Source organism: Edwardsiella ictaluri ATCC 33202 (assembly GCF_000264785.1).
In the GTDB taxonomy this organism is placed as follows: Bacteria; Pseudomonadota; Gammaproteobacteria; order Enterobacterales; family Enterobacteriaceae; genus Edwardsiella; species Edwardsiella ictaluri.
In genome coordinates this window covers 1-25620 of record NZ_AFJI01000010.1, presented here as the reverse complement: position 1 = coordinate 25620, position 25620 = coordinate 1, and the positions used below count along the sequence as shown (strand labels likewise).

Annotated in this window: 23 protein-coding genes; 13 read left to right on the top strand and 10 right to left on the bottom strand. The window is 60.0% G+C overall.

Features of this window, described 5'->3' with window-relative positions; translation table 11 throughout:
• Positions 1-2 precede the first annotated feature (2 nt).
• Entirely contained in the window at positions 3-1133 is a 1131-nt protein-coding gene (gene anmK / locus EIEH_RS01125; protein WP_015871406.1) for an anhydro-N-acetylmuramic acid kinase, read from the bottom strand.
• 384 nt (positions 1134-1517) lie between these two features.
• Between anmK and EIEH_RS01120 the strand changes: the two genes are divergently transcribed.
• A complete protein-coding gene (locus EIEH_RS01120; RefSeq protein ID WP_015871407.1) occupies positions 1518-1985 on the top strand; it encodes an outer membrane lipoprotein in 468 nt (155 codons plus the stop codon).
• Between the two features lie 66 nt (positions 1986-2051).
• Here the strand turns inward: EIEH_RS01120 and slyA are convergent, their stop codons facing one another.
• Complete coding sequence (slyA, locus tag EIEH_RS01115; RefSeq protein ID WP_015871408.1) at positions 2052-2483, bottom strand: transcriptional regulator SlyA; 432 nt, start codon at positions 2481-2483, stop codon at positions 2052-2054.
• Between the two features lie 838 nt (positions 2484-3321).
• On the opposite strand from slyA, the gene gloA reads away from it, so the two are divergent.
• The 3 genes from gloA to EIEH_RS01100 all read left to right on the top strand — a co-directional run bounded on the left by gloA (position 3322) and on the right by EIEH_RS01100 (position 6010).
• A complete protein-coding gene (gene gloA / locus EIEH_RS01110) occupies positions 3322-3729 on the top strand; it encodes a lactoylglutathione lyase (RefSeq protein WP_015871409.1) in 408 nt (135 codons plus the stop codon).
• A gap of 134 nt (positions 3730-3863) precedes the next feature.
• Complete coding sequence (rnt, locus tag EIEH_RS01105) at positions 3864-4529, top strand: ribonuclease T (RefSeq protein ID WP_015871410.1); 666 nt, start codon at positions 3864-3866, stop codon at positions 4527-4529.
• A gap of 158 nt (positions 4530-4687) precedes the next feature.
• Positions 4688-6010 (top strand): Na+/H+ antiporter family protein, encoded by a 1323-nt coding sequence (locus EIEH_RS01100; RefSeq protein WP_015871411.1) that lies wholly within the window; start codon positions 4688-4690, stop codon positions 6008-6010.
• 68 nt (positions 6011-6078) lie between these two features.
• Here the strand turns inward: EIEH_RS01100 and EIEH_RS01095 are convergent, their stop codons facing one another.
• Positions 6079-6423 (bottom strand): Grx4 family monothiol glutaredoxin, encoded by a 345-nt coding sequence (locus EIEH_RS01095; protein WP_015871412.1) that lies wholly within the window; start codon positions 6421-6423, stop codon positions 6079-6081.
• Positions 6424-6873: 450 nt separating this feature from the next.
• Here EIEH_RS01095 and EIEH_RS01090 point away from each other — a divergent pair, with 450 nt between their 5' ends.
• Positions 6874-7728 carry a C40 family peptidase gene (locus EIEH_RS01090; RefSeq protein ID WP_015871415.1) on the top strand — a complete coding sequence of 285 codons (855 nt, stop codon included), beginning with the start codon at positions 6874-6876 and terminating at the stop codon, positions 7726-7728.
• A 266-nt stretch (positions 7729-7994) separates the two neighbouring features.
• The gene (gene sodB, locus EIEH_RS01085; protein WP_015871416.1) at positions 7995-8573 is read left to right on the top strand and encodes a superoxide dismutase [Fe]; all 579 of its coding nucleotides are present in this window, start codon (positions 7995-7997) and stop codon (positions 8571-8573) included.
• A 65-nt stretch (positions 8574-8638) separates the two neighbouring features.
• Here sodB and cydH read toward each other — a convergent pair whose 3' ends face one another.
• On the bottom strand, positions 8639-8728 hold the full coding sequence (gene cydH / locus EIEH_RS18720) for a cytochrome bd-I oxidase subunit CydH (RefSeq protein WP_107775269.1): 90 nt from the start codon (positions 8726-8728) through the stop codon (positions 8639-8641).
• Positions 8729-9081: 353 nt separating this feature from the next.
• Here cydH and purR point away from each other — a divergent pair, with 353 nt between their 5' ends.
• The 3 genes from purR to EIEH_RS01070 are packed head-to-tail and all read left to right on the top strand — an operon-like array spanning position 9082 to position 12342.
• Positions 9082-10107 carry an HTH-type transcriptional repressor PurR gene (purR, locus tag EIEH_RS01080; protein WP_015871417.1) on the top strand — a complete coding sequence of 342 codons (1026 nt, stop codon included), beginning with the start codon at positions 9082-9084 and terminating at the stop codon, positions 10105-10107.
• 2 nt (positions 10108-10109) lie between these two features.
• Entirely contained in the window at positions 10110-11732 is a 1623-nt protein-coding gene (locus tag EIEH_RS01075) for an ABC transporter permease family protein (protein ID WP_015871418.1), read from the top strand.
• Positions 11719-12342 (top strand): ATP-binding cassette domain-containing protein, encoded by a 624-nt coding sequence (locus EIEH_RS01070; RefSeq protein WP_015871419.1) that lies wholly within the window; start codon positions 11719-11721, stop codon positions 12340-12342. The genes EIEH_RS01075 and EIEH_RS01070 overlap by 14 nt, the downstream gene beginning before the upstream one ends.
• Here the strand turns inward: EIEH_RS01070 and punR are convergent.
• Positions 12323-13237 (bottom strand): DNA-binding transcriptional activator PunR, encoded by a 915-nt coding sequence (gene punR, locus EIEH_RS01065; RefSeq protein ID WP_015871420.1) that lies wholly within the window; start codon positions 13235-13237, stop codon positions 12323-12325. The genes EIEH_RS01070 and punR overlap by 20 nt on opposite strands.
• Positions 13238-13375: 138 nt before the next feature.
• On the opposite strand from punR, the gene punC reads away from it, so the two are divergent.
• Together punC and EIEH_RS01055 are read left to right on the top strand one after the other, a co-directional pair.
• On the top strand, positions 13376-14590 hold the full coding sequence (gene punC, locus EIEH_RS01060; RefSeq protein ID WP_015871421.1) for a purine nucleoside transporter PunC: 1215 nt from the start codon (positions 13376-13378) through the stop codon (positions 14588-14590).
• A gap of 341 nt (positions 14591-14931) precedes the next feature.
• Entirely contained in the window at positions 14932-15117 is a 186-nt protein-coding gene (locus EIEH_RS01055) for a class I SAM-dependent methyltransferase (protein ID WP_015871422.1), read from the top strand.
• A 53-nt stretch (positions 15118-15170) separates the two neighbouring features.
• On the opposite strand, the gene EIEH_RS01050 is transcribed toward EIEH_RS01055, so the two are convergent.
• From EIEH_RS01050 to EIEH_RS01035, 4 genes are all read right to left on the bottom strand, one after another.
• Complete coding sequence (locus EIEH_RS01050; protein WP_015871423.1) at positions 15171-18335, bottom strand: CusA/CzcA family heavy metal efflux RND transporter; 3165 nt, start codon at positions 18333-18335, stop codon at positions 15171-15173.
• A gap of 10 nt (positions 18336-18345) precedes the next feature.
• Entirely contained in the window at positions 18346-19638 is a 1293-nt protein-coding gene (locus tag EIEH_RS01045; protein WP_015871424.1) for an efflux RND transporter periplasmic adaptor subunit, read from the bottom strand.
• Positions 19639-19735: 97 nt separating this feature from the next.
• Complete coding sequence (locus tag EIEH_RS01040) at positions 19736-20083, bottom strand: copper-binding protein (protein ID WP_015871425.1); 348 nt, start codon at positions 20081-20083, stop codon at positions 19736-19738.
• A gap of 32 nt (positions 20084-20115) precedes the next feature.
• On the bottom strand, positions 20116-21498 hold the full coding sequence (locus EIEH_RS01035; RefSeq protein ID WP_015871426.1) for an efflux transporter outer membrane subunit: 1383 nt from the start codon (positions 21496-21498) through the stop codon (positions 20116-20118).
• 193 nt (positions 21499-21691) lie between these two features.
• On the opposite strand from EIEH_RS01035, the gene EIEH_RS01030 reads away from it, so the two are divergent.
• Together EIEH_RS01030 and EIEH_RS01025 are read left to right on the top strand one after the other, a co-directional pair.
• Positions 21692-22375: a copper/silver response regulator transcription factor gene (locus tag EIEH_RS01030; RefSeq protein WP_015871427.1), complete on the top strand. Its 684-nt coding sequence runs from the start codon at positions 21692-21694 to the stop codon at positions 22373-22375.
• Positions 22365-23855, top strand: coding sequence for a Cu(+)/Ag(+) sensor histidine kinase (locus EIEH_RS01025; RefSeq protein WP_015871428.1), 1491 nt, complete (start codon positions 22365-22367; stop codon positions 23853-23855). The genes EIEH_RS01030 and EIEH_RS01025 overlap by 11 nt, the downstream gene beginning before the upstream one ends.
• Positions 23856-23971: 116 nt before the next feature.
• Here the strand turns inward: EIEH_RS01025 and putP are convergent, their stop codons facing one another.
• Positions 23972-25483, bottom strand: coding sequence for a sodium/proline symporter PutP (gene putP / locus EIEH_RS01020; RefSeq protein WP_035608358.1), 1512 nt, complete (start codon positions 25481-25483; stop codon positions 23972-23974).
• Positions 25484-25620: the final 137 nt, after the last annotated feature.

Sequence of the window (25620 nt, the reverse complement as noted above, 5' to 3'; positions counted from 1 at the left end):
GTTTATAAAGCGACACCGGCATCGTAAGGATTGACCGGGTAGATGGCGCCCAGCAGCGTCGGACGATCGGCGCCGGTTACCGACGGCAGGTTGCCGGGCAGTCCGGAGAGCGTCCGGTAGGCCAGCCAGGCAAAGGCCAGCGCCTCCATATCATCCGCGCTGACGCCATACTTATCGGTCGGCGCAACCTCGGTACCTGGCAGCAGGGCCGCCATTCGGGCCATCACCAGCGGATTGTGGACGCCGCCGCCGCAGACCAGCAGGCGCTCGCAGCCGCCGGCCAGCTGTACCTGATCGGCGATGCTGCGTGCCGTCAGCTCCGCCAGCGTCGCCTGGACATCCCGGGCGTCCACGCCGGGCCAGCGCTGCAGCTGCCGCTCCAGCCAGGCGAGATTAAACAGCTCCCGTCCGGTGCTTTTCGGCGCCGGACGCGCAAAATAGGGATCTGCCAGCATCTGCGTCAGCAGCGCGCTCAGAACGCGGCCGCCGCACGCCCAGGCGGCGTTGGCGTCATACGGACGCCTGCACCGGCGCCAGATCCAGGCATCCATCAACATATTGCCCGGTCCGGTATCAAAGCCGCGTACCGCCGCGCCAGGCAGCAACAACGATAAATTGGCGATCCCCCCGATATTCAGTACCATGCGTCGCTCGCCGGGGTGGGCCAGCAGCGCATGATGAAACGCCGGAACCAGCGGAGCGCCCTGCCCACCGTAGGCCATATCGCGCCGCCGAAAATCACCCACCGTAGCGATCCCGGTCAGCGCCGCTACGCGGTTATTATCCCCCAGCTGCAACGTAAACGGCGCGCTCCCGTCGGGCTGATGCCAGACGGTCTGCCCATGGCAACCGATGGCCACAATATCCTGGGCCGTCAGCCTCTGACGCTGCAGCAGCTGATTGACCGCCCCGGCATACAGCGTTCCCAGAGTACGGTCCAGCTCGCCCACCGCCGCCAGCGTCGTCTCCTGCCCCTGGCTCATGGCCAGAATCGCCGTCTTGACCTCATGGGGAATGGGATGCACGTAATGCCCCTGGTGTGCCACCAGCGTTTCATCAATCGCGGCCAGAACCACATCAATACCGTCCAGGCTGGTGCCGGACATAATGCCGATATAGCGTCCCGTTTTCATTTTCTCTTCCAATTCCGGTGTCGCGACGCGCCGCGCAGGCCGTCGCCGGTATGTTGTCCAGCCTATCACCCAACTTACCGATCGGCTTAACTTTTATCAATATCAGCGCCAATTGCGGATAAATCGGGCGACAGCAAAAAGCTGCAACATAATTTCCGGATTCCGACTTCTTAAGCAACCGTTTTATCATTAGAATAACATTCTAGATGTCATACCGATGGGGTGTATGCCGTCGGCAGCGGTTTACCCTCGGTTAAGCCATTTTGACATACACTGAAACGACAACTATGCTCGTCCCGCGGGCGTGTCCGGCCATGATGCCCAGCCATCTCGCCGCCGCCCCCCGGGAAAGAACACGGTAAGGGTAATAAAAGGAACCAAATCATGATAAAGCGTCTTATTATTGTCGCTATTGCCACGGCAACCCTGGCTGGCTGCGCCAATACCAGCACCCTGGCCGGTGACGTGTACAGCGCCAATCAAGCTAAGCAGGTACAGCAGGTCACGTATGGCACCATCGTCTCCATGGAGCCGGTACAGATCCAGGCCGGCAACGAGGCGAACGTGATCGGCACCATCGGTGGCGCCGTCATCGGTGGCCTGCTGGGCAACACCATCGGCGGCGGCACCGGACGTAACCTGGCGACCGCCGCAGGCGCCGTCGCGGGCGGCGTGGCCGGCAACAGCATTGAGGGCGTGGTCAACCGTACCAACGGCGTCCAGTTGGTGATCCGTCTGGACAGCGGTAAGACCATCGCCGTGGTACAGAAGAACGATAAGCAGGCTTTCCGGATTAATCAACGTGTGATGCTGCTGAGCAGCGGCAGCACCGTTAATGTCTCGCCAATGTGATCCTGATGCAATAAAAAAACCGGAGGCATGCCTTCCGGTTTTTTTGACTGCTCGAACGATGTGCGTTTATTTATTCTGCAAATGAATAATGTTCTGCTCCAGACGTTCAATCAGGTTGGCCAACAGCGAGACCTCATCCGCAGAGATACCGTCCAGGATTTCACAGCGCGTCAGCGAAATCACGTCGGCCACTTCCCTAATCACGGGTTCGGCGCCATCCGTCAGCTTAATGCGTTTGGCACGGCGATCGTTAGCACAGGTGTGTCGGGTAATCAGCCCCTTATCCTCCAGCTGATCCAGCGTACGCACCAGCGACGGCTGCTCAATGCCAATCGCCTTGGCCAGCTGAATCTGCGACTGCTCAGGCGGCAAGCGGTGAATGTTATACAGCGTCACCCAATGCGTCTGCGTCAGCTCCAACGGCTTCAGTCGCTGATCGATCAAGGCACGCCATACACGCACCAACCGTGCTAAATCCGACCCCAATGTTGATTCCAATTTAATCTCCTTATTATGAGCGAGCCAATCCATAAACCCGATACACCGTCATCACCGGTCCGTACCCGGAAACCACAACTCAGCGGGCGGTTCCCCTTGGTACCGGGTCCGGCGGTGAGATGTCCGTTGGTTTCCCTCTTCAGGTAAAACGCAGCGGTCAGGCTTCAGGCGGCGAGCTCCTTTCGGCTATAACACCGAACGGTAACACATCATCATCCCGATGCCCCTGCCGGGTAAATATCGGCCAATTCCTTTGTGGTTCACTCCCACGCGCTATGGCACCAAAAACGCCAATAGACGAGCGATTGTGTGCAAATAATATTAACCAGTTAGCCAAATAATATAAAGCAAAATAATGAAAAATGACTTACTCATGCTTATTATTTATACGCTAATAAACATACATATTGCAAATATATCAAAAATTATCCGCCTTCTATCACATAATACGTCACAAGAGTGCGTCATGCCCGCCACGCTCAGGCTGGACGGGCGATCGCGCCATTGTCCATCCGTATCACCGTAGCGCCATTTATTGATCTAACCTGCGTCATAAAATGCAACATAAATATCTATTACATAGATAGATATAATGCCGCCAAAGAACATCAAATGATTATTTAAGCTAATATGATAACAATTTATCAATTAAATACGTTAAAGTCCCTTCACAGCCCTGCGCTAACTGGCTAGCGCCGCGCCCGTGTCCCATCGTGGTCATCGGAACCAGCACTTCGTCAAACCGCCCTGCCCGCTCACCGGGTTTGACGTTGCCAAATCGGCGGCCTCTGTGACACTATTGAAACGTCTTTTTACCTTGCCAGCGTTGAGGATATCTATGCGTGTACTTCACACCATGCTGCGGGTCGCCGACCTGAAGCGCTCTGTCGATTTTTATACCCAGGTGCTGGGCATGCGCCTGCTGCGCACCAGTGAAAATGAAGCCTATAAATACTCTCTGGCCTTCGTCGGCTATGGCGATGAGGAGCAAGGCGCCGTGATCGAACTGACCTATAACTGGGGCGTCGATAGCTATGAGATGGGCAGCGCCTTCGGCCATATCGCCCTCGGCGTCGATGACGTCGCCGCCACCGTCGGGCAGATCCGCCGCGCCGGTGGCAACATTACCCGTGAGGCAGGCCCGGTCAAAGGCGGCCATACGATCATTGCCTTTGTCGAGGATCCCGACGGCTATAAAATCGAGCTGATCGAAAACCGCTCGGCCAGCGAAGGACTGGGCCGCTAACCCCTCCTTTCATTTCACCCGGGCGGACGCAATCTGTACCGCCCACCTCCCTTCTCATTTGCCATCCCCGTGTAAAACACGGCGAAATTTGCCATAATGCGCGCTGCATTCAAAATAAAGACACCAACGAACCCATGGCTGACACCTCTAATCTCAATGCGCTGAGCACGCGCTTTCGTGGCTTTTATCCGGTCGTCATCGACGTCGAAACCGCAGGCTTTGACGCCAATCGCAACGCCCTGCTGGAAATTGCCGCCGTCACTCTACGAATGAACGACGACGGCTGGCTGGAAACCGATCAGTGCCTGCATTTCCATATCGATCCCTTTGAGGGCGCTGAGCTCTCGCCAGAGGCGCTGGCCTTTAACGGTATCGACCCACACAACCCGCTGCGCGGCGCCGTCAGCGAATATACCGCGCTGCACGCCATCTTTAAGATGGTGCGCAAGGGAATTAAAGATCAGGCGTGCAACCGCGCGGTGGTGGTGGCCCACAACGCCCATTTTGACCACTCCTTTCTGATGGCGGCCGCAGCGCGCGCCGGGCTGAAGCGTAACCCGTTCCATCCGTTCGCCACCTTTGATACCGCGGCCCTCAGTGGACTGGTTCTCGGCCAGACGGTGCTGGCCAAGGCCTGCATCAGCGCACAGATCCCCTTCGACAGCGCTCAGGCCCATTCTGCCCTGTATGACACCCAGCAGACCGCCACGCTGTTCTGTGAGCTGGTGAATCGCTGGAAGCGCCTGGGCGGCTGGCCCCCGGCCGATCTGAACGACACAGGCCTCTGCGCGGAATCATAGTCTCCCTCGCAGACCACGCCCGCTCCGCGGGCGTTTTTTTATTCAGTCCCACGGCGACGCCAAAAAGGCACAGCAGGATATTTTTTTGTCGTAGCGCGCACGGAAACATGCTAATAATCCTGCTACCGCCTTGAACGACTTTTAGGACATTGACGTCTATGAATGCTGTTGTAATTGCCGTGGTCGTAATGCTGCTCCTCAGCCTACTGCGGATCAACGTCGTGATCGCCCTGATCGTCGCCGCTCTGGTTGCCGGACTGAGCGGCGGTCTAACGCTGGACACCACGATAACGACCTTCAGCAGCGGGCTGGGCGGCGGCGCGGAGATCGCCCTCAGTTACGCCATGCTGGGCACCTTTGCCGTCGCGATTTCACGCTCCGGGATCACGGATGTACTGGCCCACGGCGTGATCCGCCGCATGGGGCTGACGCCAAGCGCCCACCGCCTGTTCTGGTTTAAATACGGTCTGCTGCTGATCCTGACGCTGATCGCCATCTCGTCGCAGAACCTGATCCCCATCCACATTGCCTTTATTCCCATTCTGATCCCGCCGCTTCTGCACCTATTCTCACGGATGAACCTCGATCGGCGCGCGGTAGCCTGCGTGCTGACCTTCGGCCTGATAACCCCTTATATGGTGCTGCCGATCGGTTTTGGCGGCATCTTTCTGAATAATATTCTGCTGAAAAATCTCAATGAGAATGGACTGCAGGTCACCGCTGCCCAGATACCCGGCGCCATGCTGCTGCCGGGACTGGGGATGCTGTTCGGCCTGCTGTTGGCCCTCTTTGTCAGCTACCGCAGGCCACGCCGCTACAATGAGGGACGCATTCTGTCCGCAGAACCGGAGCATAAGCGTATTCAGCTACGGGCCGTATGGGTCGCCGTTATCGCCATCATCGCCGCCCTGGGGGTACAGCTGGTGACCAACTCTATCGTGCTCGGCGCACTGATGGGCTTTGTGGTATTTATTCTCGGCGGCGTGATCCACTGGCGGGATACCCAGGATGTCTTTACCCGCGGAGTGCATATGATGGCGATGATCGGCTTTATCATGATCACCGCCTCCGGATTTGCCGCCGTGATCAAAGCCACCGGCAGTGTAGATACGCTGGTAACCTCCATCGAAGGGGCGATCGGTGGCAGCCAGGGACTGGCCGCGTTTCTGATGCTGGTGGTCGGGCTGGTGATCACCATGGGCATCGGATCCTCCTTCTCCACGATACCGATCATCGCGGCTATCTATGTGCCCCTGTGCATTGCCTTCGGCTTCTCCCCCATGGCGACCATCGCCATTATCGGCGTCTCCGGGGCGCTGGGGGATGCCGGATCGCCGGCCTCTGATTCCACCATGGGGCCAACCTCCGGGCTGAATATGGACGGCCAGCACGATCACATCTGGGATTCGGTGGTGCCCACCTTCCTGCACTACAACCTGCCGCTGCTCGGCTTCGGCTGGGCGGCAGCGATGATCCTCTAGCAAACGGCCCCTGCCGATACACAAAAGGCGCCCTTCGGCGCCTTTTTACATGGCCTGGTGCCGCGCTGTCAGCCGTTGTCCTGCGCTGCTGAGCCGTGACGGGCCGCAGCCTCTTTGATCAGCGTCTGCAGCTCGCCGCGCTGATACATCTCCAGTATGATGTCACACCCACCGATCAGCTCACCCTCTACCCACAGCTGCGGAAAGGTTGGCCAGTCAGCAAACTTCGGCAACTCGGCGCGGATGTCCGGGTTCTGCAGAATATCCACGTAGGCAAAGCGCTCGCCGCAGGCAGACAGCGCCTGTACCGCCTGCGCTGAAAAGCCGCAGCTCGGCAGCTTCGGTGAGCCTTTCATGTACAGGATAATCGGGTTCTCGGCGATCTGGCGCTGAATCTTTTCAATAGTGGTCATGGTCTCTACTTCCTTAAATATCCAGTGTTATAGCGGTAACGCAGTATATTATCATTATTGCCTGCGCCGACCTTTGCAGACAAGGGATGAGGCACAGATGGCGTATCCCCCGTATGCCACGCGGCGCGCGGCGGCGAATTTCACTATTGTAGCGGTGGGCGTGGCAGGAAAAAAACACCATATTTTGCAGGGGCTATCCCACGCGCACGGCAGTGACATCATATAATCTCTCTACCTATGGCTCATTATTCGATCGTTATCCTGCTCATAGTATTTATGATAGGTAATTTCACTATAAAGATGCCATTTTTGTCGATAAAGAAGACAGCCGACATATTCACTCACAATTAGACGCGAATAGGTAAACATCAGTACTGTTATATTGAGTATATTTTAATTAATACTGTTGCTAAGTTTTTATTTTCGTTTTTGGTTTGGAATCGACTGATCATGCGTCTATTCGTTGCGCTCTTTGTATTGCTGTTTACCCAATGGTTTACCACCTCAGCGGCCGCCTCACCGGCACACAAAGTCATCGCCGATCAGCGCAAAGCCACGGTTGCCCACAGCCAGAGCGATGAGCGTAAAAAACGCAGGGCAGACGACGGGGCGCAGAAGCGCCGCAGCGCAACACCTCATCCCTCCTCCCGGGCAAAACGTGCGGCGCATACGACCCACCGCACGGTCACCGTGCCACACCGCGCCGCCGCCGAACAGCGAACGAAAGCGCACCACCGCAGCGAAAAGTCCCTTAAGCATCGCGCCAGCGTACAAAGGGCGGTGCACCAGGGTAAAAAAGCCTACGGCCGCCCATCGGCCATTAAGTCGGCCCACCGCTCAGGCAGCCGCCATGAAGACGGTCAGCCAATCCACATGAACCCGCGGCACAAGAAGCGCTATCAGCACGCCAAACAGACGGCGATGAATAAGCTGATGCGCCAGATAGGCAAACCCTATCACTGGGGCGGTACCTCTCCCCACACCGGCTTTGACTGCAGCGGCCTTATCTATTATGCCTACCAGGATCTGCTGAACATTAAAATACCGCGCACCGCTAACGAGATGTACCACCTGCGCGACGCCGCGCCGGTCAAGCGCGCCGAGCTGCAGCGCGGCGATCTGGTATTCTTTCAAATCCACGGGCACGGCGCGGCCGATCACGTTGGCGTCTATCTGGGCAACGGCAAATTTATTCAGTCTCCGCGCACCGGTGAGGAGATCCGCGTCAGCTATCTGGGCGATAACTACTGGCAGGACCACTACCTGGGTGCCCGCCGTGTCATGACGCCGAAGACCATCCGCTAACGCCTCACTCGACACATTTCCCGGGGCGGTCACCCCGTGACCGCCCCGCTTCAACGCCCGCTTACCTCTGCACTTCTGCTGTAAATTTCGCCACTCAGTCAGCTAAAATACATCTCTCCCTGTCTTTCACCTCAAAACTTGCTAGAATCACAAAACATAACAAGCGGACAACAAGATTTTTTCATTTTTATCTAACCGGCGGCGACGTCTTACGTACGTTGTTTACGGGTTAACCGCCTTGCCATAGAAGCATGAAGGAGAGAGCTATGTCATTTGAATTACCTGAATTACCGTACGCTATGAATGCGCTGGAGCCACATATTTCCGCCGAAACGCTGGAATATCACTACGGTAAGCACCACAACGCCTATGTGGTCAACCTGAATAATCTGATCAAAGGCACTGAGTTCGAAGGAAAATCTCTGGAAGAGATCGTGAAGGGCTCCTCCGGCGGTATTTTTAACAACGCGGCTCAGGTGTGGAACCACACCTTCTACTGGCACTGCCTCTCTCCAAACGGCGGCGGCGAACCGTCCGGTGCCCTGGCTGACGCCATCAGCACTGCTTTCGGCTCATTTGCCGCGTTCAAAGATGCGCTGACCAAGTCTGCCGTGGGTAACTTCGGCTCCGGCTGGACCTGGCTGGTGAAAAAGGCAGATGGCACCCTGGCCATCGTCAACACCGCTAACGCTGCGACCCCGCTGACCGGCGACGACAAGCCGCTGCTGACCGTTGATGTGTGGGAGCACGCCTACTACATCGACTACCGTAACGCACGCCCGGTGTACCTGGAAAACTTCTGGACGCTGGTTAACTGGGAGTTTGTCGCCAAAAATCTGGCGTAATTGATCGGCCAGAGAGACCAGAAAGGCGCTCACCGAGCGCCTTTCTTATTACCCCGCCGACTGACTTAGTGCAGCACCGCGATCAGGCTAGCTACGACGATCAGCGCCAACGCCACCACCGTTGTTACCAAAGAATATTTCAGATCGTTTTCCATCCTGGCACCTCATGTTTTAGTTCTGCATCAATTTTTACTGACTTAATAATTCGCACAAAACCCGTGTTAAATCATTTTCACATAAATCACAACTTAAAACACGCAGAAAATCTTAGGATTACATCCTGCGCAAATCGCCAATTAGTGCTTCCCCTTTTGCCTGAGATCAGACAGAATTTACGGTTTACTGCCGCGTGCCGACGCTATAATTCTAAACAAGAAATGGCAAGCGTCATCCTATTGCGCAAACGCGTCGGCGCCGAGCTGCGCTGTCAGGCGCATTTTCCGATGCACGCAGGCAAACGATTAACAAAACGGCGACGCAGCGCGTACGCCCAGGAGTCATTTGTTTCATGGCAACGATTAAAGATGTGGCAAAGCGCGCAGGCGTATCGACCACCACGGTGTCTCACGTCATCAATAAAACCCGCTTTGTCGCTGACGAGACCAAAGCCGCCGTCTGGGAGGCCATTAAAGAACTACACTACTCCCCCAGCGCCGTTGCCCGCAGCCTGAAGGTCAACCACACTAAATCTATCGGCCTGCTGGCGACCTCCAGCGAGGCACCATACTTTGCCGAGGTCATCGAATCGGTAGAAAATAGCTGCTACGGCCATGGCTATACCCTGATCCTGTGTAACTCCCACAATAATCTGGAGAAACAGAAAGCCTATCTGGCCATGCTGGCACAAAAGCGTGTCGACGGCCTGCTGGTGATGTGCTCAGAGTATCCGGAAAACCTGTTGGAGAGCCTGGAGGACTACCGCCACATCCCGATGGTGGTCATGGACTGGGGAACCCGCCGCAGCGACTTTACCGATGCGATCCAGGACAACGCCTTCGAGGGGGGCTATCTGGCCGGCCGCTATCTGATCGAGCGCGGGCACCGTGACATTGGCGCCATCACCGGCCCGGTATCGCGTAACACCGGCGGCGGTCGCCTGCGCGGTTTCCTCAAGGCGCTGCAGGAGGCCAGCATCACGCCGCTGGAGTCATGGTTGGTCGAAGGCGACTTCGAGCCGGAGTCTGGCTATACGGCAATGCAAAATATTCTGTCGCAGAAACAGCGCCCAACGGCGGTGTTTGTCGGCGGTGATATTATGGCGATGGGCGCCATTTGCGCAGCGGATGAGATGGGGCTGCGCGTACCGCAGGATATCTCCGTCATCGGTTACGATAACGTGCGCAATGCCCGCTACTTTACCCCGGCGCTGACCACCATCCATCAGCCCAAGGAGCGCCTTGGCGCCATGGCGTTCGACATGCTGCTCGACCGTATCACCAGTAAGCGCGAAGACGCCCAAACCATCGAAGTTCACCCTAAGCTGGTTGAGCGCCGCTCCGTGGCCGACGGGCCGTTCATCGACTACCGCCGCTAAGCGTGTCACGACTGGCGCTGTTTCCCGCGCTGGTGCTGCTGTCCGGCATGCTGCCGCTGGCGGCGATGGTTCCGGCGACCCTATTACCGCTGAGCGAACAGGATGCGGGGCAGGCGCTGCAACAGCTGCTGCAGTGGCCCGCCCTGGAGCGCAGCCTGAGCCTGTCGCTGTGGATAGCGCTGGGTGCCTCCGGCGGTGCCCTGCTGCTGGCACTGGCGCTGGCCGGACTCACCCTACAGCAGCAACGTCAGCGCATGCTGGTGCCGGCGCTGCTGCTGGCGGCGCCCCACATTGCCCTGGCCACCGGTCTGCTGATGCTGCTGGCGCCAACCGGCCTGCTGTGGCGCCTGATGGCACCGCTGTTTGAGTGGCAACAACCGCCGGACCTGCCGCTCCCCAACGACCCCTACGGCCTGAGCCTCTCGCTGCTGCTGCTGTTAAAAGAGACCCCCTTTTTCTATTTGCTTACCCTGAATCTGGCCACCCGCTGCGCGGCGCAGCAGCAGCTGCGCATCAGCGCCGCGCTGGGCTATTCCCCGATGCAGGGCTGGTGGCGCATCATGGTACCGCAGTTGCTGCCGGGGCTACGCCTGCCCATGTTCTGCGTCCTGGCCTTTGCCCTGTCGGCGCTGGATCTGGCGCAGCTGCTCGGCCCACAGCGGCCACTGCTGTTTGCACAGCTGCTATGGCAGTGGATTGCCGATGGTGGGCAGACGGCGCTGGCGGCCCTCGGGGCGCTGCTGCTGATGCTGTTAAACGCACTGGCGCTGCTGCTCTGGTACGGTATCGAACGCCTGTGGGTCGCCGTTGCCCGCCGTCCTCCACGGTGGCGCATCGCCCACGGCGGGCTGGCAGCCTGCACCGCCTTTTGGCCCCTGGCGCTGGCGCTGGCCGCCGCGGCCTACCTGATGCTGGCGCTGGTTTCGCTGGCCCAGCGCTGGCCCTTTGCGCAACGCTGGCCGCAACAGTGGCGCTATGACAGCTGGCTGTACAGCGTCAGTGACTGGAGCGCCCCGCTGTGGCATACCCTGTGCATCGCGCTGGCCGTCAACCTGCTGGCGCTGATCCTGGCGCTCGGCACGCTGGAGTGGTATACCCTGAGACGGCGGGTACCCGGCGCCTGGCTGCTGATGCCACTGCTGCTGCCACAGATGGGACTGATCTTCGGTCTACAGTATTTCGCCGCCCGCAGCCAGCTGCTGGGCAGCTACCCGCTGGTTATCTATGGCCAGCTGTTGTTCATCACCCCCTACTACCTGCTGACGCTGTCCGGCGCCTGGCTGCGTTTCGATACGCGTCAGACCCGGGTGGCGCTGGCGTTGGGTAAGACGCCCTGGCAGGCCTTTTACCGGATTAAGCTGCCGCAGATGCTACCGGCACTCCTGCTGGCGATAGCCTTTGGCGTCGCAGTCAGCGTCGGCATGTATCTGCCGACCCTGGGATTGGGCGCCGGGCGGCTGCCGACCCTGGCCACGGAAACCGTCGCCTATGCCAGTGGTATCGATCGTCGCCTGGCCGCCATCGGCGCCCTATGGCAAACCCTGCTGCCGCTGCCGGCCTTCCTGCTGGCGCTGTGGCTACCACTGCGGAGCGGTCGAGGATCTTCCCGTTATGACCACCCTTAAACTCGAAAACTTCTACGTGACATTGTCACACAAACCGCTTCTCCCTCCTCTCTCCATAACGGTGTCACCCGGAGAGGTCCTCACTCTGATGGGGCCGAGCGGCTGCGGTAAATCGACGCTATTAGCCGGGATCGCGGGCCAGCTTCCCCTCCCGCTACGCGCCGAGGGTCGTGTATGGCTGGATCGGAACGAGCTCACACGTACACCGCCCTGGCGCCGGGGAGTCGGGCTGTTGTTCCAGGATGACCTACTCTTCCCCCACCTTACCGTCGGGCAGAATCTCCGTTTCGCCCTCTCCCCACAGGCCGCGCCGGATGCCGTCGCCCAGGCACTACGCCAGGCGGATATGAAAGAGATGGCTGCGGCTTATCCGGCCACACTCTCCGGGGGGCAGCGCGCACGCATCAGTGTACTGCGTACCCTTCTTGCCGCACCGGCGGCCCTGTTGCTCGATGAGCCCTTCTCCCGGCTGGACGCCCCGTTGCGCCGCCGTTTTCGCCACTGGGTCTATCAGCAGATCGCCGAACGCGCCATTCCCGCGATCCTGGTCACCCACGATCGCGCCGATGCTCCGCCCGGTGGGCGGATCGTCACACTGGCTGCGGCATAAGCCACTCCTGATTCATGGTACGGGTATCGCCCAGATAGGCCAGCAGCCACTCAAGGGCCGGTGAGCAGCTGTGATCCTGCCAGGTCACGCAGCAGGCACTGTCAGGAAACGACTGACACAGACGCAGTGCATACAGACGCCCGGCGGCGATCAGCGGTTCGGCGGCATGGGCCGGCATCAGGCCGACGCACAGCCCGGCCTCCAGACAGTCGATGGCGCACGGCCAGTCCGGCGCCACCAGACGCCGCTGGTTATCGAGCAGCCAGGTATCCCGTTTGGGTAGCGTCCGCGAGGTATCTTCGATGCTCAGTGCCGGAAATGGCCGCAGGCGATCGTCGTCTAGCTCGCCGTCGAACGCAGCCAGCGGGTGGTCGGGGCTGACCACACAGCGCCAGTGCAAAAACCCCATATCGCGGAATGCATAGCGCCCACCGGCGGGCACCGCTCGCGTCGCGCCGATCGCCACCTCGACCCGTCCATCGATCAGCGCATCCCACACGCCGTTAAAGACCTCGCTGTGGATCATCAGCTCCATATCGGGAAAGTGACGGTAAAAATCCACCACCAGCTGCTGGCAGCGCTGTGGACGGACGATGCGATCGACCGCAACATGGAACTGTCCGCGCCAGCCGTTAGCCACCTGTTGGCACTGACGCCGGGTGGCATGCATTTTTTTGATAATACTGCGGGCCTCATCGACAAAAAGCGCCCCGGCCTCGGTCAATTCCACGTCACGGTGACGCCGTTCAAACAGCGGTACCGCCAGCCAGCTCTCCAGCTGACGTACGGTATAGCTGACGGCAGAGGGCACCCTGTGCAGCTCCTGCGCCGCGGCGCTGAAGCTCCCGGTGCGCGCAACCGCATCCACTACCTCCAGCGAATATTCTGACCACATACTCAGCCCCTCGACACCTTGCTTTCAAAAAATTTCATCCATTATGCCAAATAATAGCGTTTCACAACGCTGACGTCAGCTCATAAACTCTCCCCGTCACATTCTTTATCTGCAACATATTTATAACGAGTCAAAATAATGAGAAGTAAATCAGGTTTCATAATCTATCTGGCTGGCCTCAGTATGCTGGGATACCTGGCCACCGATATGTATCTGCCCGCCTTTGGCGCCATGCGCCATGATCTGGGTGCCTCCGCTGGCGCCATCAGCGCCAGCCTGAGCATCTTCCTGGCCGGCTTTGCCTTTGCACAGCTGCTGTGGGGGCCACTCTCCGATCGCATCGGACGTAAGCCGGTTCTGCTGTTGGGACTGGGCATGTTCGCCCTGGCCTGCCTGGGTATGCTGTGGGTCGACAATACCACCCAACTGCTGATCCTGCGCTTCGTTCAGGCCGTCGGGGTCTGCTCTGCGGCCGTCACCTGGCAGGCTTTGGTTATCGATCGCTACAGCAAAGGGGTCGCCAACCGCGTCTTCGCCACGGTCATGCCATTGGTCGCCCTCTCGCCGGCGCTGGCACCGCTGCTCGGTGCCTGGCTGCTCAACCATTTTGAATGGCAGGCCATCTTCGCCGTGCTGTTCGCCATCACCCTGCTGCTGATGATCCCGACCCTGCGTCTGCAGGAGCACCGGGCAATGGCGAACCGTCAGACACCGAGCATCGGCTTTCTGCGTCTGATGCGTTCCAACATCTTTAGCGGCAACGTACTGATCTACGCCGCCTGCTCCGCCGGTTTCTTCGCCTGGCTGACCGGTTCGCCCTTCATTCTGGGCGAGATGGGATATAGCCCGAACGATATCGGCCTGAGCTATGTGCCGCAGACCATCGCCTTCCTGCTGGGCGGCTATGGCTGCCGGGCGCTGCTGAGTCGCATCGGCGGCACCCTGCTGCTGCCGTGGCTGCTGGTCATCTACTCACTGAGTATGCTGGCGATGCTGGTGATGGCCCTCAGCTACCAGCCCGGTCTGCTGGCGCTGCTGATACCGTTCTGCGTCATGGCGATGATGAACGGTGCCATCTATCCCATCGTGGTCGCCAGCGCTCTGACGCCCTTCCCGAACAACAGCGGCAAGGCGGCGGCACTGCAGAATACGCTGCAGCTTGGCGTCTGCTTCCTGGCCAGCCTACTGGTGTCGGCACTGATCCACATACCGCTGCTGGCGACCTCCGCCATCATGGCCGGCACCATTCCGCTGGTTATGCTGGGGTATTGGCTCAAAAGTGACAGCGTCACAACAATCCTGGAAAAACGCCGCGAACAGCAACGCGGTCAGCACGCTCTCTCCCGCCGCTGATTTCCACTCAGACGCACTGGAGTCTCCCGGTGCGTCTGGTGATGGCTCCTCCCTCCCTTGAGTCCATTTTCCAACCACTCCCGTTCTATGCTGAACAGAATCTGACCCGGTTTGCGTTTTAAGCAGCAAAGCACATCTTGCCGCAGCCATTCGCCCGCTGCAGCCGTCGATACCCTGAATACTCTTATGGTGACCGTCCATCAGATTGACACAATGAGTTCATCGTACGTGGAGAGTACCGGCGTGACAGCTGCCGTCGCGGTGCCATATCGCCAACGCCAGCGAAACGCGGTTCGTGTGGCGGAATGGCATAATCCCGGAGCCGACTAGGAGCATAGCTGATGGACTGGCAACCGCGCTTCCCCGCGGCCTGGCCCCAGCGGGAGGAGAATGACGCCACTCGTCTCTGCCGCATCTTCAACGACTATCTTACCGCCTGCGCGGGTGCATTCCGCGTCCGCGATATTCAACGCTGGCAGGATCGGTTCTACCACAGGGATCTGTGGGGGATATGCGCCGTGCGCTGAGGGGAATGGATACGCCAAGCGGGCGGCGCGCTCAAGGCGTGCCGCCCGTTTTTCTACGCTGAAGAGTCCGTCCGGCGCGTAGCACGGCGTTGGCGATGCAGCCAGATCAGCTTATAGGCCGCCGGGATGATAAACAGCGACAGCAGCGGCGCGGTGATCATCCCGCCGATCATCGGTGCGGCGATGCGGCTCATCACCTCCGAGCCGGCGCCCGTTCCCCACAGAATCGGCAGCAGGCCGGCGATGATCACCGCCACGGTCATCGCCTTGGGGCGCACCCGCAGCACCGCGCCGTGATACAGCGCCTCATCCAGCGCGGCTGGGGTAAAGCGCCCGGTGTGGCTCAGCGCCGGATCCTGCTCGATGGCCTGACGCAGGTACATCAGCATCACCACGCCAAACTCGGCGGCCACGCCGGCCAGGGCGATAAAACCGGTGCCGGTGGCCACCGACAGATGAAACCCCTGCCAGTAGAGGAACCAGATACCGCCCACCAGGGCGAAGGGCAGGCTCATCAGGATCAGCAGCGCCTCTTCTACCCGCCGGAAGGCCAGATAGAGCAGCACGAAGATGATCACCAGCGTCATCGGCACCATCAGCATCAGCTTACGGTTGGCATGCTCCAACAACTCGAACTGGCCGGAGAAGCTGACGCTGGTGCCCGGTGCCAGAGTGACCTGTTGCTGGATCGCCCTCTTCAGATCCTCGACCACCGACACCATATCGCGCCCGCGGGCATCGATATAGATCCAGCTGGCCGGGCGCGCATTCTCCGTCTTCAGCATCGATGGCCCGGAGACCACGCGTACCCCGGCCACATCGCCGAGGGTGATCTGTTGCTGTAATGGCGTCAGAATCGGCAGCTGGCGCAGCGCCTCGGGCGAATCCCGCCAGCTCTGAGGATAACGCAGCGCGATGGGATAGCGTGCCACCCCTTCGACGGTCTCGCCGACCATCGCCCCGCCGATGGCCGATGAGACGAACAGCTGCACATCGGCGACCGTCATCCCGTAACGGGCGGCCCGCTGACGCTGGATCTGAATATCGATGTAGCGTCCCCCCTCCAGACGCTCCGCCAGCGCAGAAACCACCCCGGGCACCCCCCTCGCCACCGCCTCGATACGCTGGGCCGTGGCGTCGATATCGGCCAGCACGGTACCCGATACCTTAATACCGATCGGACTCTTGATGCCGGTCGAAAGCATGTCGATGCGGTTACGGATCGGCGGAACCCACAGGTTGGCCAGCCCCGGCAGGCGCACCGTGGCGTCGAGCTCGGCGATGATCCTGTCCATCGTCATCCCCGGTCGCCACTGCTCCTGCGGCTTCAACTGAATGGTGGTCTCGATCATCTCCAGCGGCGCCGAGTCGGTCGCCGTCTCCGCCTTACCGCTCTTACCAAAGACACTGGCCACCTCCGGTACCTGCCGGATCAGTTTGTCCGTGGTCTGTAGCAACTGCGCCGCCTGGGCCGGCGAGATCCCCGGCAGCGTCGAGGGCATGTACAGCAGGTCGCCCTCGTTGATGTTCGGTAAAAACTCACCGCCGAGGCGCTCCAACGGCCAGATCACCGTCACGATGGAAAACGCTGCCACCAGCAGGGTCATCCGCGGCCAGCGCAGCACGGCAAGCAACAGCGGATGATAGATCCGGATCAGAAAACGATTCAGCGGATTACGGCTCTCCGGCGGAATATTACCGCGGATCCAGAAGCCCATCAGGATAGGAATCACGACAATCGCCAGCGCCGCCGCACCGGCCATGGCGTAGGTCTTGGTGAAGGCCAGCGGGCCGAACAGCCGCCCCTCCTGCCCTTCAAGGGTGAAGATGGGAATAAAGGAGAGCGTGATGATCAGCAGGCTGATAAACAGCGCCGGTCCCACCTCGACTGCGGCATCCGTGATCACCCGCCAGCGCGTCGCGTTGTCGATAAGACTTTCGGGATGGCGATGCGCCCACTCCTCCAGGCGCTTATGGGCGTTCTCGATCATCACGATTGCCGCATCGACCATCGCCCCCACCGCAATGGCGATCCCTCCCAGCGACATGATATTGGCGTTCAGCCCTTGATAGCGCATGATGATAAAGGCGATACACAGCCCCAGCGGTAAGGAGACGATCGCCACCAGCGCCGAGCGTACGTGCCACAGGAACAGGGCGCAGACCAGCGCCACCACAATAAACTCCTCGATAAGCTTGGTACTGAGGTTGTCGATGGCCCGATCGATAAGCTGGCTGCGATCATAGGTCGTCACCACCTCCACCCCGGGCGGAAGGCTACCCTGCAGTGCGGCGAGCTTCGCCTTTACCGCGGTGATCACCTGGCGGGCATTCTCGCCCGAGCGCAGGATCACCACTCCGCCAGCCACCTCGCCCTCGCCGTTCAGCTCGGCGATCCCCCGACGCATCTCCGGCCCAATCTGGAGCCGCGCAACATCCTGCAGGGTGATCGGCACCCCATCCTGGCCGCTCTTCAGGACGATGTGGTTAAAGTCGTCGAGGGTGCGCAGATAGCCGCTGGCACGCACCATATACTCCGCCTCGGCCAGCTCCAGTGACGCCCCGCCCGCCTCCTGATTGGCGGCGCCGATGGCCCGTTTTACCTCCGCCAGGCTGATGCCATACTGCGCCAGCTTCAGCGGGTCGACCTGGATCTGATACTGCTTCACCACCCCGCCGACCGCCGCGACCTCGGCAACGTTGGGAATGGTTTTCAGCTCATACTTCAGGAACCAATCCTGCAACGAGCGCAGCTCAGCCAGATCGTGCTGCCCACTCTTATCCTGCAACGCATACTCGAAAATCCAACCGACCCCGGTGGCATCGGGCCCGATCTCAGCGCTGACCCCCGCCGGCAGCTTACCCTGCACCTGATTCAGATACTCCAGTACCCGCGAGCGCGCCCAATAGAGGTCGGTGCCATCGGCAAAGATGACATAGACATAAGAGGTGCCGAACTGAGAGAAGCCGCGCACCGTCTTGGCCCCCGGCACCGACAGCATGGTGGTGGTCAGTGGATAGGTCACCTGATCCTCCACCAGCTGTGGAGCCTGTCCCGGGTAGCTGGTCTTGATGATCACCTGTACATCGGAGAGGTCAGGCAGCGCATCCACCGGCGTGTTGGCAACCGTCCAGGCGCCCCAGATACCGAGGAACAGTACCCCCATCATCACCAGGAAACGGTTCGCCACCGCGCGTCGGATAATCCATTCAATCATCGCCGTCTCCTCAATGCCCACTGTGCGGCGCGGCGGAGTCCGGCGCGCCAGGGGATGACGGCGCAGCCTCCACGCCCGCCTGACGCATACGCGCCAGCGCACCGTTGATGCTGGCCTCCGAGTCGATCAGGAACAGCCCGTTAACCACTACCGATTCCCCCTCCTCCAGCCCCGCGGCGATCCCCGCCTGCTGCTGCGCCTCCTGCACCACCGCCACGCGCTTCGGCAGGAAGCGTCCCTCCTGTGTCACGGTGATCACATGCTGCTCGTCGCCGCTGTCGACGATCGCCTGGGCAGGGATCAGCAGCAGCGGTCGGCTCTGCGTCTCAAGACGCAGCGTGGCGTTCATGCCGGGCTTCAGCCTGCCGTCGGGATTCGCCAGCACAAGACGGATCTGCAGGGTGCGTGTCGCCGGATCGGCGCTGGGCAGCGTGCGCCAGTCGCGCAGCGGAAAGCGCTGCTGGGGATAGGCGGGTACCGTCAGCTCGAAGCGGCTATCCGCGTTCAGCTGTGCGGCCATCGTCTCCGGCAGCGCGGCGGTGACCCAGACCGGGTCGATACCCTGGATCTGCGCCACCGTCTTATCCCGGGAGAAGTTCATCCCGGCGCGCAGATCGAAGGCGGTGATCACCCCGTCGATCGGTGCGCGCAGAGTGAAACGCGTCTGGATGCGCCGCGTGGTACGCAGGCGCTGAATATCCTCCTCCGGCATTCCGCTCAGACGCAGACGCTCCAGCACCCCCTGACGCTGTACCTCCTGCCCTACGCCCTGTGCCAGCAACAAATATTCGCTCTGCGCCTCGACCCAGGACGGGATGGTGATATCGACCAGCGGGCTGCCGCGCGCGATCCGATCGCCGTTGGTCAGCGGGTAGACCTTCTCGACAAATCCCTCCGCACGCGCCTGTACAATCGCATACTGATATTCGTTAAAGCTGATGGTGGCGGGCAGCGTGTGGGCGTCAGTCAGCGTCCCCCGCCGCACCGTGGCCGTCTTCAGCCCCAGATTCTGTTGTTGGGCGGGATCGATGCGTACGCCGCTATCCTGCCCCTCCTCCACGCCCTCATCGGCATATTTCGGCACCAGATCCATGTCCATAAAGGGGGATTTCCCCGGCTGGTCGAATTTGACATCGGGTTTCATCGGGTCATACCAGAACAGCACGCGGCGTTCGGCGGGCGTCGTCGCCGTCGATGCTGACGATGTCAGATTCAGATAAGGATACAGGGCGACGGTGATCGCCCCCCCCAGAATGAGGCCGCCGGCAAGCGCCGCGGCATATTTTAGATTTAGAACGGGCATGACAATCCCCATGCACTAGCCTGTCATTTACGACGGACGCAGAATCTAACGGCCGGTGTCCCCTCGGGAATCACCGGCATCAATAACATCGCTGCGATCAGATGGCTTGGATGGCGGTTAACTGTGAGATCGCGCCTTGCTGGACAAACGAAAAGGACACCCGATCACCGGCCTTTAATCCCGCCACCTGGCTCCCCTCATCGAAGGTAAAGCGCATGGTCATCGCCGGCCAGTCCAATTCGGGGATCGCCGGGTGGCTGATGGTGATCTTCTTATTCTGCAAATCAATCGCCTTTACCTCACCGCGCGTCGTGATCTGCGGTGTCTGTACCTGCTCGACAGCCGCCGGTTGCCCGTGTTGATGGCCATTCTCCTCCGCCAGCACCGGGACGCTGCCCGCCATGATGAAAGCTGTACATAAAACCACGTTGAACGCTGTTTTCATAAAGTTCACTCCATTGGATTAAGGGTCCGTTGTTATGCCTGCCAACCGCCGCCCAAGGCAGCGAAAAGGGTTATTTCATTCGCCTGCTGTGAATAACGCAGATCGAGCAGCGTCTGTTGGGTGGTAAATAACGCGCGTTCTGCGTCCAATACCTCGAGATAACTCAGCGCACCGTGGGCGTACAGGCCGCGGGCGCGCACCAAGGTTGCCTGGATCGCATCGAGATAACGCTGCTGCGCCGTTAATTGATCGGCGAGGCTCCGACGCGCAGAGAGGGCATCGTCCACCTCCTTAAACGCGGCCTGGATCTTATTTTCATAATTCACGACGGACTGCTGCTGGCGTAATTCGGCGAGCTGCAGATTGGCGCGGTTACGCCCGCCATTAAAGATCGGCAGGGTAACCTTGGGGACAAAACTCCACATTCCACCGGCCGCGCTGAATAGCCCGGCCAGATCACTGCCGCTGCTGTTTAAGCCGCCGCTCAGCGAGATAGAGGGAAAGAATGCTGCCCGGGCGGCTCCGATATCGGCATCCGCTGCTTGCAGCAGATGCTCCGCCTCCATAATGTCGGGACGTTGCAGCAGGATCGTCGATGGCAGCGGCACCGGCAGCGCTACCGGGCCAACCGGGCTCTCCAGCCCGCGCAGATCGCGGGGGGTACCGCCATAGACACCGACGAGTCGCTGAATGGCATGGTTGGCCTGCGCCACCTCACCTTCACGCCGCGCCAGCGTCGCCTGGGTCGTATCGAGCTGCCCGCGCGCCTGCTCTAATGCCAGCAGATTATTACTGCCGGCCCGAACCTGCTGCTCGATCAGGGAATAGGATTGACGATAGTTTTGCAGCGTCTCTTGGGCGATACGTCGCTGGGCATAGGCCAGTTGTTGGGTAAAATAGGCCTGGGCGACATTGGAGACCAACAGAATATGCACCGCACGCTGCGCCTGCTGACTGGCGAGAAAATTCTGCTGCTCCCGCGCACTCATCGACTGGAGCCGGCCGAACAGATCCAGATCGAATCCCAGCGCACCACCCAATTGATACTCCCGGTTACTGGCTCCCCCCTGGAGCGGAGCACGGTAGTTTGCCTGCGAGGTGGCGTCGAGCTGGGGGTAACGGTCGGCCTGCTGCAGCGCCAGCTGGGCGCGCGCCAGACGCACATTGAGCACCGCCTGCTGCAGGTCGCGGTTATTGAGCAGCGCCTCGTCGATCAGCGACCTGGCCTGCGCATCGCGAAAGAACTGGCGCCAGCCCTGATCCCGGTCGTACGTCGACGCCGTGTCGCCTGCTGCCGCCGCGGAGGAGAACTGCGCACCTACCGGCAATGCCGGGCGCTGATACTCTGGCGCCAGAGAGACACATCCCGTCAGGGTCAATACCATGCTGACGCTTAATTGCTTTATCTTAACCATAACGCGGATAGCCCAAACATGCCGATGGGGGTGGCACCCTAAAGGCCGCCAAAGGATAATGGCACCTTAACAAACCGATACGGTTTGCCCGGTGACAGGAAAATGACAAAGCTGTCATTTTCCTGCACATTGATTGATCTGGCCCGCAACCCATCTACAATGGCCGGGAGGTCATGAGATAACGGAGCTCAGGGTGAAAATACTGATCGTTGAAGATGAGGTAAAAACCGGGAAATATCTGTGTAAGGGATTGACAGAGGCGGGATTTGTCGCCGATCTCACCGACAATGGTTTAACGGGATACCACCTGGCGATGACCGCCAGCTATGACCTGATCATCCTCGATATTCTGCTGCCAGACGTCAATGGCTGGGATATCGTGCGCATGCTGCGCAACGCCAATCAGGGGATGCCGATCCTGCTGCTGAGCGCGCTGGGCACCATCGAGCAGCGGGTAAAGGGGTTGGAACTCGGCGCCGACGATTACCTGGTCAAACCCTTCGCCTTCGCCGAGCTCTTGGCGCGGGTGAGAACCCTGCTGCGACGCGGCAACACGCACATCCCCGAAAGTCAGTTGCACGTGGCCGATCTCAGCCTGGATCTCCTCTCCAGAAAGGTGACCCGCAGCGGTAAGCGCATTACGCTGACGGGTAAGGAGTTCACCCTGCTGGAGTTTTTCATCCGCCATCAGGGGGAAGTTCTGCCCCGCTCCCTGATCGCCTCGCAGGTCTGGGACATGAACTTCGACAGCGACACCAACGCCATCGACGTGGCCGTAAAGCGACTGCGGGCGAAGATCGACCTCGACTTCGAGCCTAAGCTGATCCAGACGGTGCGCGGCGTCGGCTATCTGCTTGAGGCGCCGGATGAGTGTTAAGCGCGTGCGACGCCCTATCTCCCTGGCAGCCCGCCTGACCCTGACCATCTCGCTGGCGACCAGCCTCGCCTTCGCCCTGTTCACCTGGATCATGATCTACTCCGTCGAGCGCCATTTTGCCGAGCTGGACAACGGCACGCTCCAGCAGGTGCGCAGCAGCATCCTGCGCGTCTTGCAAGAGCCGCCCCGGGCCGGCGTCCAGCGCCTGGAAACGCTGAACCGCGTGCTGGCCGGTTATCAGAACATCAGCGTCGCCCTACGCGCCAGCGACCAGCGTTTTATCTACCGATCGGACTCCGCCACCACCCTCAATGCCGTCTGGCAGCTACCGGAGTTGCCACACTATCTGCAAAGCGGTCAAGTTTTCCTGTGGCCGAATGAGCGTCACGCCACCGCCAACCCGCGTGAGGCAACGCCCCCCGAGGCCTATCGCCTCATCGCCGCCACGGTCTATCCGGCGGGTGACCCAGGCGCGCCCTACACCCTGCTGATCGCCCTCTCTATCAACGTACACCTGCACTATCTTGAGCAGCTGAAGAGGGATCTGATGATCTGCGCGCTCTTTATCAGCCTGCTGATCATTTTCATCGTGCTGCTCGCCGTCTACAGCGGACACCGGCCACTGCGCGATCTCAGCGGGAAGATCAAGGCCATCACCGCGGAGAATCTCGATACCCGTCTCGCCCCCGACACGGTGCCGATCGAGCTGCAACAGCTGGTGCTCTCCTTCAACCAGATGCTCGCCCGCATCGAAGATGTCTTCACCCGGCAGGCAAACTTTTCTGCCGACATCGCCCACGAGATGCGTACCCCGATCACCAATCTGATCACCCAAAGCGAAATCGTGCTGAGCCAGGCACGTACGGAGAACGAACTGAAGGAGGTAATCTATTCGAACCTCGAAGAGTACCAGCGTATGGCGAAGATGGTGAACGACATGCTATTTCTGGCGCAGGCGGACAGTCAGCGCCTTCACCTCAGCTGCGTTCCCCTCGATCTGCACCGGGAGATCCTCACGGTATTTGACTTCTTCGAGGCCTGGGCGGAGGAGCGCCAGGTAACCCTGCGCCTTGACGGCAAGGGCCACGCCGTCTGGGGTGACCCGCCGATGCTGCGGCGGGTCATCAGCAATCTGCTCTCCAACGCCATTCGCCATACCCCCGCAGGCCACAGCGTGATCGTACGGCTCAGCGAGACGGCCGACAACGTGCTGCTCTGCGTCGCCAATCCCGGCATGCCCATCGCTGCGCAGCACCTGCCGCGCCTGTTCGACCGTTTCTATCGCGTCGACCCCGCACGCCAACGTAATGGTGAGGGAAGCGGCATCGGCCTGGCCATTGTCAAATCGATCATCGACGCGCACCGGGGCCAGATCTGGGTTAGCTCGGATCCCGACGCCACCCGCTTTACCTTCTCCCTGCCGCGCGCTGCGCTGGACGAGGCACGGGATATCACATCCCATGACAGAATAACATTTTAATAATCAATGCAATGATTCATTGTACAACCGTTATTCTCTCATTAGATATGACGGTGGATCGTCCCGGTATACCGCGGCGATACCTCCGCTGAACCGCAGCCATCCCCCGGACGCCGTTACTCCGACTCCAGCTGTGGGGCGCACGGTGACGCACGATAGCAGGCATCGGCGGCGGCGAAGCGCTGCCGCACCGCCGCCGGGGGCTCGCGATCCAGCAGACTGACCACCACGATACCGACGCCGGCGAACAGGAAGCCCGGAATGATCTCATACAGCCCCAGCCAGGCGTACTGTTTCCAGACAATCACCGTGAGGGCACCGATGATCATCCCGGCCAGCGCACCGTTACGGGTCATACGGGACCAGAGTACCGAGCAGATCACCACCGGGCCGAAGGCAGCCCCGAAACCGGCCCAGGCATAGCTCACCAGCCCCAGCACCCGGTTCTCCGGGTTCGCGGCCAACGCGATGGCAACCAGCGCCACCAGCAGCACCATCGCCCGCCCAACCCACATCAGTTCCCGCTGTCCTGCCTGCTGACGCAGGAAGGCCCTATAGAGATCCTCGGTAATCGCGCTGGAGCACACCAACAGCTGGCAGCTGAGCGTCGACATCACCGCCGCCAGGATGGCAGACAGCAGAATACCGGCGATCCACGGGTTAAACAGCAGCTGCGCCAGCTCAATGAAGACCTGCTCAGCGTTGCGATCCACCGCACCAGCCAGCGCAGGATGGTTGGTAAAGTAGGCGATACCGAAGAAACCAACGGAGACGGCACCGAGCAGACAGAAGACCGTCCAGGTCATGCTGATACGCCGGGCATTAATCAGGCTATGGTGCGAGTCGGCCGCCATAAAACGGGCCAGGATATGCGGCTGGCCAAAGTAGCCCAGCCCCCAGCCCAGCAGCGAGAGGATAGCGACCAGATTTAGCCCCTTCAGCATATCGACGCTCTCAATGCTTTTCTGCCTGATCACCAGCAGCGCATCGTCGACGCCGCCGACGGCGATTATCACCATCACCGGCGTCAGGATCAGGGCGAAGACCATCAGTATCGCCTGCACTGTGTCGGTCCAGCTGACCGCCAGGAAACCGCCGATAAAGGTATAAATGATGGTCGCCGCCGCCCCGGCCCACAGCGCCGTCTGGTAGCTCATGCCGAAGGTGCTCTCAAACAGGCGGGCGCCGGCCACGATCCCGGAAGCGCAATAGATGGTGAAAAACAGCAGGATCACCAGGGCAGAGATAATGCGTAATAGACGGCTGCCATCGGCGAAACGGGCGGTAAAATAGTCCGGCAGGGTCAGCGCGTTATTGTTCGCCTCCGTGTGTACCCGCAGTCGCCCCGCCACCAGCCGCCAGTTCAGCCAGGCGCCCAGCGTCAGACCGATGACGATCCAGCTCTCCGAGATACCGGCGATGAATACCGCGCCGGGCAGGCCCATCAGCAGCCAGCCGCTCATGCCCGATGCCCCGACCGACAGTGCGGTGACGAAGGGGCCGAGCCGGCGCCCGCCGAGAATATAATCATCGAAGTTGTTCGTCGATCGCCAGGCGAGGAAGCCGATCAGGATCATCCCCAGGATATAGATACAGAATGTCACCAACATGGGCGTGCTCATTACCACTCTCCCGAAAGTCTCGTCTGGCACACCGGGCCAGCCATGAAGTCGCCATCGGGGCATCGTCGGCGGACGTTCCCATCCAGCCGTTCCCCGCCAAAAATTTAATCATTAAGTAATGAATTAGTTACACAAATCTGCAT